Annotated in this window: 11 protein-coding genes and 1 pseudogene; 9 read left to right on the top strand and 3 right to left on the bottom strand. The window is 71.0% G+C overall.

Annotation, left to right across the window (positions count from 1 at the left end):
• The 3 genes and pseudogenes from ACFWPQ_RS49100 to ACFWPQ_RS49090 form a co-directional block, all read right to left on the bottom strand.
• Positions 1 to 94, bottom strand: a pseudogene (locus ACFWPQ_RS49100) (DNA-binding response regulator); the annotation flags it as partial.
• 76 nt (positions 95 to 170) lie between these two features.
• Entirely contained in the window at positions 171 to 848 is a 678-nt protein-coding gene (locus ACFWPQ_RS49095) for a CBS domain-containing protein (protein ID WP_384050984.1), read from the bottom strand.
• A 39-nt stretch (positions 849 to 887) separates the two neighbouring features.
• A complete protein-coding gene (locus tag ACFWPQ_RS49090; protein WP_384050981.1) occupies positions 888 to 1,346 on the bottom strand; it encodes a cyclic nucleotide-binding domain-containing protein in 459 nt (152 codons plus the stop codon).
• A gap of 285 nt (positions 1,347 to 1,631) precedes the next feature.
• On the opposite strand from ACFWPQ_RS49090, the gene ACFWPQ_RS49085 reads away from it, so the two are divergent.
• From ACFWPQ_RS49085 to adhP, 9 genes are all read left to right on the top strand, one after another.
• Positions 1,632 to 3,023, top strand: a complete 1,392-nt coding sequence (locus tag ACFWPQ_RS49085) for an APC family permease (protein WP_384050995.1) — start codon at positions 1,632 to 1,634, stop codon at positions 3,021 to 3,023.
• Between the two features lie 24 nt (positions 3,024 to 3,047).
• The gene (locus ACFWPQ_RS49080; protein ID WP_384050978.1) at positions 3,048 to 4,253 is read left to right on the top strand and encodes an arginine deiminase; all 1,206 of its coding nucleotides are present in this window, start codon (positions 3,048 to 3,050) and stop codon (positions 4,251 to 4,253) included.
• Between the two features lie 12 nt (positions 4,254 to 4,265).
• Positions 4,266 to 5,267: an ornithine carbamoyltransferase gene (gene argF, locus ACFWPQ_RS49075; protein ID WP_384050975.1), complete on the top strand. Its 1,002-nt coding sequence runs from the start codon at positions 4,266 to 4,268 to the stop codon at positions 5,265 to 5,267.
• Positions 5,268 to 5,270: 3 nt separating this feature from the next.
• Entirely contained in the window at positions 5,271 to 6,194 is a 924-nt protein-coding gene (locus tag ACFWPQ_RS49070) for a carbamate kinase (protein WP_384050972.1), read from the top strand.
• Positions 6,195 to 6,302: 108 nt separating this feature from the next.
• Positions 6,303 to 8,561: a formate C-acetyltransferase gene (gene pflB / locus ACFWPQ_RS49065; RefSeq protein ID WP_384050969.1), complete on the top strand. Its 2,259-nt coding sequence runs from the start codon at positions 6,303 to 6,305 to the stop codon at positions 8,559 to 8,561.
• On the top strand, positions 8,558 to 9,295 hold the full coding sequence (gene pflA, locus ACFWPQ_RS49060) for a pyruvate formate-lyase-activating protein (protein ID WP_384050966.1): 738 nt from the start codon (positions 8,558 to 8,560) through the stop codon (positions 9,293 to 9,295). The genes pflB and pflA overlap by 4 nt, the downstream gene beginning before the upstream one ends.
• Positions 9,296 to 9,663: 368 nt before the next feature.
• The gene (locus ACFWPQ_RS49055; protein ID WP_384050963.1) at positions 9,664 to 10,290 is read left to right on the top strand and encodes a hypothetical protein; all 627 of its coding nucleotides are present in this window, start codon (positions 9,664 to 9,666) and stop codon (positions 10,288 to 10,290) included.
• A gap of 175 nt (positions 10,291 to 10,465) precedes the next feature.
• A complete protein-coding gene (locus tag ACFWPQ_RS49050; protein WP_384050960.1) occupies positions 10,466 to 11,371 on the top strand; it encodes a universal stress protein in 906 nt (301 codons plus the stop codon).
• A gap of 24 nt (positions 11,372 to 11,395) precedes the next feature.
• A complete protein-coding gene (adhP, locus tag ACFWPQ_RS49045) occupies positions 11,396 to 12,418 on the top strand; it encodes an alcohol dehydrogenase AdhP (protein WP_384050957.1) in 1,023 nt (340 codons plus the stop codon).
• Positions 12,419 to 12,423: the final 5 nt, after the last annotated feature.

The raw sequence follows: 12,423 nt of genomic DNA, 5'->3' as shown, positions 1-12,423 counted from the left end.
GCAGGTCGGTGATGCCGCGCCGGACGACCTCGTGGTCGTCGAGCAGGAACACGCGGATCGGGTCCTGCTCCGAGAAGGTGCGTGGCTCTGCCATGTCGTCCCCTGGTTCCCCGGATGAGGGCAGACTGGTACTGCCCGCGACGATCATCGCCCGCCGGGGCCGGGTCGTACTAGGGCCGACCGGCCCCACTTGCCTCTTCGGGGCGGCCGGTCGTGAGCTCGAATTCCACGTCGACCACGCCTTCGACGGCCCGGACCAGCCGCGCCGCCACGGGGACGAGGGCGCTGTCCCGGATCCGGCCGACGAGCTTCACCACTCCTTCCTGGACGTCGACATGCAGCGCGGAGGAGGGTGGCGGGAAGAGGTAGGAGACGACCTCGCGCCGCACCTCCTCGGCGATCTCCTCGTCACCGCGCAGGAAGACCTTGAGCAGGTCGGCACGGCTGACCACGCCCTGGAGCACACCGAGCTCGTCCACCACGGGGAGCCTCTTGACCTCGGCCCGTGCCATGGTGCGGGCGGCCTGCGCGAGGGTGTCACCCGGGCGGGTGGTGAGAGCAGGCGAGGTCATCAGCTCTTCCGCCGTCATCGCGCCGGCCTTCGTCAGGTCGGTGAGTCCCCGCAGCCGTGTGTACCGGTCGGGGTCGCCGTCGCGGACCTCCTCCTTGTGCAGGAGGTCCGCCTCGGAGACGACGCCGACGACGCGGCCCTCGCCCTCGACGACGGGCAGGGCGCTGACCTGCCAGTCCCGCATCAGCTTCACGAGTTCCTTGAAGGACGCCTGCCGTCCGACGCTGATGACGGTCTGTGTCATGACGTCGCTCACGATGTGTGGTGTGCCGTGCATGGTCACTCCCAGGAGAGCCGAAGGGGCCGGGGCACGTCGTCAGACGCCGGCGCCGTACGGGGCGTACAGGTCCAGCAGCCGGGTACGGGTGGCGCGCAGGCGGTGGGCGAGTATCCGGCCGACCCACTGGCTGACGGCGTTGCCCAGCGCCGGGTCGTTTTGGCACATGGACCGGACGGCGACCCCGTCGAACTCGTAGGCCCGGACCGGTGTGGTGGCCTCGGCGCCCAGGTGCCACACATGCGGTGCGAACAGCCAGGACCAGCCGATCAGTTCGTCGTGGCCGAGGTTCTCGATGACGGCCGGGCGGCGGCCGGGGACGTGCATGTCCAGTTCGACACGGCCGGTGCGGATGATCCAGAACCGGTCGGCGCGAGCGCCTTCCTCGAAGAGCCGCGTCCCCTGCGGGAAGGAGACCTCCCGGGCGAGGCGCATCAGCCGTTCCCGATGTTCGCGGGGAAGGGCACGCAGCGCGGTGGGGGTCGGTGCGGTGCTCATGGCGTACCTCCCGGGCCGGGGCGTACTGACTACCACTGCCAGCGTGCGGCGGATGACGCAGAAGGGGCATGGGCCGAACGGTCCCGGCCGCCCGGGACCTTCAGTACGTCCCTGAGCCCGTACGGCCGCTCCCCGCACCCCGCCGTGGCGCAGAACGATCAGTCCCACATCGAATCCTTCGCAGCGCCACGCACAAGGAGCACAGCCATGTCCACGACCCCGACGAGCGGGAAACGAGCCGCCCCGGTGGCGGCGGCCCTCGGTCTCCCCGCCGCCTCCGCCCTCGTGATCGGCAGCATCATCGGCACCGGCGTCTTCGCCCTGCCCTCGGCGCTGGCGCCGTACGGGCCGATCGCGCTGGTCGCCTTCGGCGTCGTCACCCTCGGCGCGCTCGCCCTGGCGCTGACCTTCGGCTCGCTCGCCGGGCGGACCACCGCGAGCGGCGGGCCCTACGTCTACGCCCGCGAGGCGTTCGGCGAGTTCGCGGGGTTCCTGAACGCATGGTCGTACTGGATCACCGCCTGGGCCGGCAACGCGGCGATCGTGGTGGCCTGGGTCGGCTATGTCGAGGTCTTCGTCAACACCGGCCACAAGACGTGGATCTCGGTGCTCCTGGCGCTGACCGGCCTCTGGATCCCGGCCGCGATCAACCTCACCGGCGTACGGAACATCGGAGCCTTCCAGGTCGTCACCACGGTGCTCAAGTTCGTCCCGCTGGTCTTCATGGCCACCATCGGGCTGTTCTTCATCGACCCCGACAACTTCGGCACCTTCAACGCCAGTGGCCAGTCGGCGCTGGGCGCGATCTCTGCGGCCGGGGCCATCGCCCTGTTCAGCTACCTCGGGCTGGAGGCGGCCTCGGTCGTCGCCGGGCGGGTGCGGGAGCCGGGACGCAACGTGCCGCGGGCCACCGTGTACGGGACGCTCGTCTGCGCGGTCATCTACATCCTGGGCACCCTCGCGGTCTTCGGCACCGTGTCGCACGCCGGTCTCGGTTCGTCCACCGCGCCCTTCACCGATGCCGCGAACAACATCTTCGGCGGCACCTGGGCCGGTGACGTGGTCGCCGTCGCCGCCATCGTCTCCGGCATCGGCGCCCTCAACGGCTGGACCATGCTGTGCGCCGAGATGCCGTACGCCGCCGCCCGCGACGGACTGTTCCCCACCGCCTTCGCACGGCTGCGCGGCAAGAACGGCGTGCCCGCCTTCGGGATCGTCGCCTCCACCGTGCTGGCCTCGCTGATCACCGTCTTCAGCTACACCCGCTTCGAGGACGTCTTCACGAAGATCGTGCTGCTGAGCGTGCTGACCGCCGTCATCCCGTACCTGTTCTCCGCCGCCGCCCAGCTGTACTGGCTGCTGGTGAAGGGCCGGGAGTCGCTCAGCCCGAAGCGGCTCGCCCGCGACACGACCGTCGCCGCGCTGGCGCTCGCCTTCTCCTACTGGTCGATCCAGGGCAGCGGCTACCAGACCGTCTACTACGGGCTGTTCGTCGTGCTGCTCGGGGTGCCGGTCTACGTCTGGCTCAAGCGCGACCAGAGCCTGGCCGCCGCCCGTGCCGAGACCCCGCGGCGCGCCCCGGAGACGGCGGTTCCGAGCCCCCGGCGCCCCCGCGGACTGCGCACCAACCGCGTCGGCGGCGCCCGCAAGCCGCACCCCCTCAACCACCAGGACTGAACCGGCGCCCCCGGAAAGGCCACCATGAACACCTTCCACGTCGACTCCGAGGTCGGCCCCCTGCGCCAGGTCGTCCTGCACCGCCCCGGCCTCGAACTCTCCCGCCTCACCCCGCGCAACGTCGACGCCCTCCTCTTCGACGACATCCTGTGGGCCAAGCGGGCCCGCGAGGAGCACGACGCCTTCGCCCAGGTCCTGCGCGACCACGGCGCCCGCGTCCACTACTTCGCCGACCTGCTCGCCCAGGCCCTCGACGCCGACGGCGCCCGGGACTGGCTACTGGACCGGGTCGTCACCCCGGCCACCGTCGGCCCGGCCCTCGTCGACCCCGTTCGCGCGCTGTGCGCCGAACTCGACGGAGAGACCCTGGCCGGCTACCTCATCGGCGGCATTCTCAAGAGCGACCTGTCGCTCACCACCCCGCACAGCCTGGTCTGGAACGCCCTGAGCGCCGACGACTTCGCGCTCCCGCCGCTGCCCAACCACCTCTTCCCGCGCGACAACTCCTGCTGGATCTACGACCGGTTGTCGGTCAACCCGATGGCCAAGCCGGCCCGCCGTCGCGAGAGTCTGCACGCCGAGGCCATCTACCGCTTCCACCCGCTGTTCGCCGGCACCCTCGTGCCGGACGGAGTGGCCGGCACCCTGGAAGGCGGTGACGTCCATGTCCTCGGCAACGGGGCCGTGATGGTCGGCATGGGGGAGCGCACCACCGCCCAGGCGGTGGAGAACCTGGCCGCCCGGCTGTTCGCCGACGGCACGGCCACCCGGCTGATCGCCGTCCAACTGCCCTCCGCGCGGGCCTACATGCACCTGGACACCGTCCTGACCATGGTCGACCGCGACGCCTTCGCCATCTACCCCGGGCTCGCCGACTCCCTGCGCTCCTGGACCCTCACCCCGAGTTCCGAACGCGACACCGGCTTCGAGGTGACCCCCGACTCCGACCTGGCGACCGCGCTCGCCGAGGCCCTCGACCTCGACAAGGTCCGCATGCTCTCCGCCCCGCAGGACATCAGGGGCGCCGAACGCGAACAGTGGGACGACGGCAGCAACTTCCTCGCCGTCGCGCCCGGCGTGATCGTCGGCTACGAGCGCAACGTCACCACCAACACCTACCTGCGCAAGCAGGGCATCGAGATCGTCACCATCGCCGGTGCCGAACTCGGCCGCGGGCGCGGCGGACCGCGCTGCATGAGCTGCCCGATCCAGCGCGACCCGGCCAACTGACAGGACACCACCATGACCGTCGACCTGCGAGGCCGCTCCTACCTGAGCGAACTCGACTTCACCGCCGCCGAGATCCACCACCTCCTCACCCTCGCCGCCCGCCTCAAGGCCGAGAAGCGCACCCGCACCGAGCGGCCCCGGCTCACCGGCCGGAACCTCGCCCTGATCTTCGAGAAGACCTCCACCCGCACCCGCTGCGCCTTCGAGGTCGCCGCCGCCGACCAAGGCGCCCACACCACCTACCTCGGCCCCGGCGACACCCACATCGGCGGCAAGGAGTCCATCGCCGACACCGCCCGCGTGCTCGGCCGCATGTTCGACGCCATCGAGTACCGGGGCAGCGCCCAGTCGATCGTCACCGAACTCGCCGCCCGCTCCGGCGTCCCCGTCTACAACGGGCTCACCGACACCGCCCACCCCACCCAGAGCCTGTGCGACGTCCTGACCATGCACGAGCACAGCGCCAAGCCACTGCAGGACATCGCCTACTGCTACCTCGGCGACGCCCGCAACAACATGGGCAACTCGCTGCTGTCCATGGGCGCCCTGCTCGGCATGGACGTCCGCATCGCCGCCCCGCGCGCGCTGTGGCCGGACGGCGATCTGGTCACCAGGTGCCGGGCGCTCGCCGAGCGCAGCGGCGCCCGCATCACCCTCACGGAGGACGTCGAGACCGCCGTACACGGTGCCGACTTCCTGCACACCGACGTCTGGGTGTCGATGGGCGAGCCCGCCGACACCTGGCGGGAGCGCATCGAACTGCTCCTGCCCTACCAGGTCGACGACAAGACGCTGGCCGCCACCGGAAATCCGGACGTCAAGTTCATGCACTGCCTGCCGGCCCTGCACGACCGCAGCACCCACCTGGGCCGGGACCTCTACGACGCCCACGGCCTGGACGGCCTGGAGGTCACCGACGAGGTCTTCTCGTCCCCGGCGTCGATCGTCTTCGACCAGGCGGAGAACCGGCTGCACACCATCAAGGCCGTGCTCGTCGCCACCCTGGAGGACTGAACCGTGCGTATCGTCGTCGCCCTCGGAGGCAACGCCCTGCTGCGCCGGGGCGACCGCCCCGACGCGGCCGTCCAGCAGGAGAACGTCGACCGGGTCGTCACCGCCCTCGCCGCGCTCGCCCACGACCACGAACTGGTCATCACCCACGGCAACGGCCCCCAGATCGGCCTGCTCGCCATGGAGAGCGCGACCGACCCGGCACTGACCGTCCCCTACCCGCTCGACATGCTGGGTGCCGAGACCCAGGGCATGATCGGCGCCCTGCTGGCTCGCGCCCTGCACAACGCCCTGCCCGGCCGCCGCATCGCCACGCTGGTCACCCACACCCTGGTCCGGGCCGACGACCCGGCCTTCGCACGGCCCACCAAGTTCGTCGGCCAGGTCTACGGCCAGGACGTCGCCAAGGCCCTCGCACGGCACCGCGGCTGGCGCATGGGGCTGGACGGCAAGGGCTGGCGCCGCGTCGTGCCCTCCCCGTCCCCGCACGGCATCGTCGAGACCGAGTCCCTCCACGACCTCCTCAACAGCGGCACGCTGGTGATCTGCGCCGGCGGCGGAGGCATCCCCGTCACCGCGGACCGGGACTCCGGGGCCCTCACCGGCGTCGAGGCGGTCGTCGACAAGGACCTCACGGCCGCCCTGCTCGCCGAGGAACTGAAGGCCGACTTCCTGCTCATCCTCACGGACGTGCCCTGCGTGTACACGGGTTACGGCACCCCGGACCAGCGCCCCGTGCTGGACGCCAGCCCGGCCCAACTGCGCGACGCCGGCTTCCCCGAGGGCTCCATGGGCCCCAAGGCGGAGGCGGCCGCCCGCTTCGTGGAACGGACCGGGGGTCTGGCCGCCATCGGCGCCCTGGACGCGGCGTACGAGATCGTCCACGCCCGCTCGGGCACGCTCGTCCGCCCGGACCTCGACGGCGAGTGACCGGCCGAGCAGGGCCGTCCGGCCCCGCGCCGGGGGACCGGACGGCACTCCCGGCGACCTCGGCGAGCGACAAGCATTCCAAGTGAGAGATCGGGAGAGGACCTGACGATGACCGTAACCATGACAACCGGCAACCGCACGACAGACGCCTGGCGGGGCTTCGCCGGGACGCTGTGGCGCGAGCGGATCGACGTGCGCGACTTCATCCAGGCCAACTACTCCCCGTACGAGGGCGGCCCGGAGTTCCTGCGCGGACCCACCGACCGCACCCGCGCGGTCTGGGCGAAGGTCAGCTCGCTGTTCCCGGAGGAGCGACGCCGGGGCATCCTCGACGTCGACACCGCCACCCCGTCCACGATCACCTCGCACGCGCCCGGCTACATCGACCGCGACCGCGAGCTCATCGTCGGCCTGCAGACGGACGCCCCGCTCAAGCGGGCGATCATGCCGAACGGCGGCCTGCGGATGGTGGAGAACGGGCTGCGCGCGTACGGCTACGAGGCCGACCCGTTCGTGACCCGGGTCTTCGGCACCTACCGCAAGACCCACAACGACGGTGTCTTCGACGCCTACACCCCCGAGATGCGGGCCGCCCGCAGGGCGGGCGTCATCACCGGGCTGCCGGACGCCTACGGCCGCGGCCGGATCATCGGCGACTACCGGCGCGTGGCGCTCTACGGCACGGACCGGCTGATCGAGGCCAAGAAGGCCGAGCGGGCCAAGCTCGACGCCTGCGGATCCGGCACCGAGGTCATCCGTGACCGGGAGGAACTCGCCGAGCAGATACGGGCGTTGGGCGAGCTGACACAGATGGCGGCGACGTACGGTTGCGACGTCTCCCGGCCCGCCGCCACCGCCCACGAGGCCGTGCAGTGGCTCTACCTCGGATATCTCGCCGCCGTGAAGGAGCAGAACGGCGCCGCGATGTCGCTCGGCCGCACCTCCACCTTCCTCGACGTACACCTCCAGCGAGACCTCGCGGACGGCGTCATCGACGAGACCCGTGCCCAGGAACTGATCGACGACTTCGTCATCAAACTGCGGATCGTCCGCTTCCTGCGCACCCCCGAGTACGACGCGTTGTTCTCCGGCGACCCGACCTGGGTGACGGAGTCCATCGGCGGCATGGGCGCAGACGGCCGCACCCTGGTCACCCGCACCTCCTTCCGGTTCCTGCAGACCCTGTACAACCTCGGCCCCGCCCCCGAACCCAACCTGACCGTGCTGTGGTCGCCCCAACTTCCTTCTGGCTTCAAGGAGTTCTGCGCCCAGGTCTCGATCGACACCAGTGCCGTCCAGTACGAGTCCGACGAACTGATGCGCCCGCGCACCGGCGACGACACCGCGATCGCCTGCTGTGTGTCGGCGATGCAGGTCGGCCGGCAGATGCAGTTCTTCGGTGCCCGGGTCAACCTCGCCAAGGCCCTGCTGTACGCGATCAACGGCGGCCGCGACGAGATGACCGGGGAGCAGATCGCGCCCGCGGCGCCCCCGTTGACCGGGGAGTACCTCGACCACGAGGAACTGTCGGCGGCCTACGACCGCGTCCTGGACTGGCTGGCCCGCACGTACGTCAACGCGCTCAACGTCATCCACTACATGCACGACAAGTACGCCTACGAACGCGTCGAGATGGCCCTGCACGACTACCCCGTGCACCGCTTCATGGCGTGCGGCATCGCCGGACTCTCGGTCGCCGCCGACAGCCTGTCCGCCGTCAAGCACGCACGGGTGAAGGTGTTCCGGGACGCCACCGGACTCGCCGTCGACTTCCGCACCGAGGGCGACTTCCCGGCGTACGGCAACAACGACGACCGCGCCGACAGCATCGCCGTCGGCCTGGTGGAGTCCTTCATGGCGAAGGTGCGCCAGTACCCCGCCTACCGCAACGCCGAACACACCCAGTCCGTCCTCACCATCACCTCGAACGTCGTCTACGGCAAGCACACCGGCAACACCCCCGACGGCCGTCACGCCGGACAGCCCTTCGCCCCCGGCGCCAACCCGATGAACGGCCGCGACCGCCACGGCGTCGCCGCCTCCGCCCTCTCGGTGGCCAAGCTGCCCTACGAACAGGCCCGCGACGGCATCTCGCTCACCACGACCATCACCCCGGAAGGCCTTGGCCACCGCCCGGAGGAACGCGCCCGGAACCTGGTCGGCATCCTCGACGCCTACACGGCGGCCGGCGGCTTCCACATGAACGTCAACGTCCTGGACCGGGCCACCCTGGAAGACGCCATGGAGCACCCGGAGAAGTACCCGGACCTGACCATCCGGGTCTCCGGCTACGCCGTCAACTTCGTCCGGCTGACCCGGGAGCAGCAGCTCGACGTGATCAGCCGCACCTTCCACGGATCACTGTGAGCACCGTGCTCCGCGGCCGGATCCACTCCTGGGACCTGTCCACCGGCGTGGACGGTCCCGGGACCCGGTTCGTCCTCTTCGTCTCCGGCTGCCCGCTGCGCTGCCTGTACTGCGCCAACCCGGACACCTGGCACATGCGCGACGGCAAGGAGACGAGCGTCGACGAGGTGATGGCGGAGATCGAGAAGTACCGCGCCTTCATCACCACGGCCGGCGGCGGAGTGACCGTCACGGGCGGCGAACCGCTCCTCCAGCCCGCCTTCACCGGCGAGATCCTGCGCCGCTGCAAGGAGGCCGGCCTGCACACCGCCCTGGACACCTCCGGCTTCCTCGGCGCCCGCGCCACCGACGAACTCCTCGCCGACACCGACCTGGTCCTGCTGGACATCAAGTCCTTCGACGTCCTCACCTACCGCGCCCTGACCGGCGGCGAACTCACCCCCACCCTGAACTTCGCCACCCGCCTCGACCGACTCGGCGTCCCGATGTGGATCCGCTACGTCCTGGTCCCCGGCTGGACCGACGCCCCGGAGCCCATCGACGGCCTGGCCCGCTTCGTCTCCGAGCTTCCCGCGGTCCAGCGGGTCGACGTCCTCCCCTTCCACAAACTGGGCGCGTCGAAGTACACGGCCCTCGGCATTCCCTTCGCGTTGCAGGACACCCCCGGTCCGTCGGCGGAACTGGTCGAGCGGGTGCGTGGGCAGTTCCGCGGGCACGGGGTGGAGGCCTACTGACGGATGCTGTGCCCTCGCAGCGGCCTCGGGTCGCTGCGTGCTCCGGACTCTGTCGCCGAACCGGGGGGTGCGGGACAGCGGGTCGCGCAACGGACGCGTCTGCCTCGCCATCGTCGCCGTCCACGACCGCACTGTCCTGCGCGCCGCTCTGTGCAACTACCGCACCACGGCTCGGCACTCGACATGGCCTGTACGAGTCCGGGCGCGGCACAAGCGTCGTGGGCATGTCCAACAGGCCTTGCGGACAGGGCCGTTCAGCCCAACGGGTGCGGACCTTCGGCATCCGGTGCGGATGTTCGCGGACCACGAGAGTGATGGACGTAAGGCAAGGAACGAACCTCCCCCGACTCCCCGAAGGGATCACCACCATGGCCGTGCACGAGCACCCTCACCGTAGCTCCGGATTTCGGCTTTCGTTCCGCAGGAACCGGACCGGTTCCTCATCCGAGCTCGCCGTGTCGGCGGTCGGCGACACGGACACCGTAGGGGCCTACGTCCTCGCCTCCCTGCGGCTGCTCACCGGGTTCGTCTTCCTGTGGGCGTTCCTCGACAAGACCTTCGGCCTCGGCTACGCCACCCCCTCCGGCAAGGGCTGGATCGACGGCGGCTCGCCGACCAAGGGCTTCCTCAGCTCCGTCGCCGCCGGCCCCCTGGAGTCCACCTTCCACTCCTGGGCCGGAGACACCTGGGCCGACTGGCTGTTCATGCTCGGCCTCCTCGGCGTCGGCCTGGCGCTGACCGCCGGCGTCGCGCTGCGCCTGGCCGCCGTCGCGGGCACCGCGATGATGGCGCTGATGTGGATGGCCGAGTGGCCGCCCGCCAAGCACCTCTCCGACGGCACCGTGAGCATGTCCACCAACCCGTTCGCCGACTACCACCTCATCTACGCCGTGGTCCTGATCGCCCTGGCCGCCGCGGCCGCCGGCGACACCCTCGGCCTGGGGCGGCTGTGGGCCCGGCTGCCCTTCGTCCGCACCAACGGGTGGCTGCGCTGAATGCCCGCCGGGTGGCGGGACCGACATCGGGACCGCCACCCGGAGCCGGGCAGGGGGTCGAACGGCCCCTGTCCGGGACCTGTGGCCCCTGCCCCCGGAAGCTCCCGAACACGACGCTTGAACCGGATCCCCCGAGGAAACACGCCGGGATCCCTCGCGCCAGGAGGTGCAGATCATGAACCGCACTGTCACCGTAGGTCTCGACGGCTCGGCCGAGAGCTGGGCGGCAGCAGAATGGGCAGCCCGCGAGGCGGAACTGCGCGGCCTGCCGTTGAAGATCGTCCACGTCTGGGAACCGGTTCCCGACCCCATGGCGCAGGCCCCGCTGCTCGGCCCCGAGACCCTTCAGCACTGGACCGAGCGGATCCCGCGGGAATCCGCGGAGGGACTGCGGCTGCGTCACCCCGGTATCGAGGTGGCCGGCGAGCAGCTGTCCGGCAACCCCGGCGAGGTTCTCGCCGAGGCGTCGAAGACGGCCTCCCTCCTCGTTCTCGGCTCCCGGGCCCTCGGCGGTGTCGGCGGCCTCCTGGTCGGTTCGGTGAGCCTGAGCGTCGTCGCCCACGCCGAGTGCCCCACGGTGCTGGTGCGGGCTGGGGAGCAGGCCGCCGACGAGCACGAGGCCGACCCGGCGGGTATTCCGTCCGCCGCGACACCCTTCCGGCCCGTCGTCCTCGGTCTCGACATCGACCACCCGGACGAGACGCTGATCGAGTTCGCTTTCGACGCCGCCCTGCGCCGCGCCACCTCGCTGCAGGTCGTGCACGCCTGGTTCCCGCCCCCGTACTACGCGTACGGGATGCCCGTGAACCCGCCCCTGTACGAGGCACTGGCGCTGGAACAGTCCAGGGCCCTCGCCGAGGTGCTGAGCCCCTGGCGGCAGAAGTACCCGGACGTGGAGACCGCCGAGGAGTCCCGCTACGGCAGCGCCGCAGAGCAGCTCGTCGAGGCGTCCCGGGAGGCCTCGCTGGTCGTCGTCGGCCGGCGGATCCGCCGCGGTGCCCTGGGCGCCCACATCGGCCATGTCACCCACGCCGTCCTGCACCACTCCACCGCCCCGGTCGCCGTCGTAGCCCACGGCTGACACACCCTGAGGAGAGAACAGATCATGAAGGCAGCGGTCGTACGAGCCTTCGGCGAGCCCCTGGTCATCGAGGAGCGCCCCGACCCGGAGCCCGGCCCCGGCCAGGTCCGCGTCCGTGTCGAGGCCTCCGGGCTGTGCCACACCGACATCCACGCCGCGCACGGCGACTGGCCCGTCAAGCCGAACCCGCCGTTCGTCCCCGGACACGAGGGCGTCGGACTCGTCGAGAAGCTCGGCGAGGGCGTCACCCACCTGACGGTCGGCCAGCGGGTCGCCGTGCCCTGGCTGGGCAGGGCCTGCGGGCGGTGCGAGCACTGCCTGTCGGGCTGGGAGACCCTGTGCGAGCAGCAGGTCAACACCGGCTACGGCTGCGACGGCGGGTACGCCGAGAAGATGCTGGCCTGGGCCGACTTCGCCCAGCCGGTCCCGCAGGGCGTCACCCCCTTCGACGCCGCCCCGCTGACCTGCGCCGGCGTCACCACGTACAAGGCGCTCAAGGTCGCCGGCGTACGGCCCACCCAACTCGTCGCGATCTCCGGCGTCGGCGGACTCGGCCATCTGGCCCTGCAGTACGCGAAGATCGCCGGCGCCCAGGTGGCCGCGATCGACGTCACCGACGACAAGCTCGAACTCGCCGCCGAACTCGGCGCCGACCTCGTCATCGACGCCCGCAAGGACGACGTCGGCGAGGTCCTCAAGCAGCACGGCGGCGCCCACGCCGCGATCGCCCTCGCCGTGAACGACGCCGCCTTCGAGGCCGTCAACTCCGGCCTGCGGCGCGGCGGCAAGCTGGTGATGGTGGCGCTGCCCGCGCACGGCACGGTCAGGGTCCCGATCTTCGACACCGTGCTGAACGGCACGAGCGTGATCGGTTCGATCGTCGGCACCCGGCAGGACCTCGCCGAGGTGTTCCAGTTGCACGCGGCCGGCCGGACCAGGGTCGTCTACGAGACCCGTCCGCTGGCCACCGTCAACGAGTCGATCGAGGACGTGCTGCGCGGCCAGGTCAAGGCCCGGATCGTGTTCGACATGGGTGCGGGGCGGTGAGCGCG

The sequence above is a fragment of the Streptomyces sp. NPDC058464 genome (assembly GCF_042721035.1).
In the GTDB taxonomy this organism is placed as follows: Bacteria; Actinomycetota; Actinomycetes; order Streptomycetales; family Streptomycetaceae; genus Streptomyces.
This window is presented reverse-complemented; position numbering and strand designations above follow the sequence as displayed.

Excerpts from the sequence above, each read along its gene's own strand:
- ACFWPQ_RS49095 (WP_384050984.1), bottom strand. The coding sequence starts at position 848 with ATGCACGGCACACCACACATCGTGAGCGACGTCATGACACAGACCGTC.
- ACFWPQ_RS49090 (WP_384050981.1), bottom strand. The coding sequence starts at position 1,346 with ATGAGCACCGCACCGACCCCCACCGCGCTGCGTGCCCTTCCCCGCGAA.
- ACFWPQ_RS49080 (WP_384050978.1), top strand. The coding sequence starts at position 3,048 with ATGAACACCTTCCACGTCGACTCCGAGGTCGGCCCCCTGCGCCAGGTC.
- argF (WP_384050975.1), top strand. The coding sequence starts at position 4,266 with ATGACCGTCGACCTGCGAGGCCGCTCCTACCTGAGCGAACTCGACTTC.
- pflB (WP_384050969.1), top strand. The coding sequence starts at position 6,303 with ATGACCGTAACCATGACAACCGGCAACCGCACGACAGACGCCTGGCGG.
- ACFWPQ_RS49055 (WP_384050963.1), top strand. The coding sequence starts at position 9,664 with ATGGCCGTGCACGAGCACCCTCACCGTAGCTCCGGATTTCGGCTTTCG.
- ACFWPQ_RS49050 (WP_384050960.1), top strand. The coding sequence starts at position 10,466 with ATGAACCGCACTGTCACCGTAGGTCTCGACGGCTCGGCCGAGAGCTGG.
- adhP (WP_384050957.1), top strand. The coding sequence starts at position 11,396 with ATGAAGGCAGCGGTCGTACGAGCCTTCGGCGAGCCCCTGGTCATCGAG.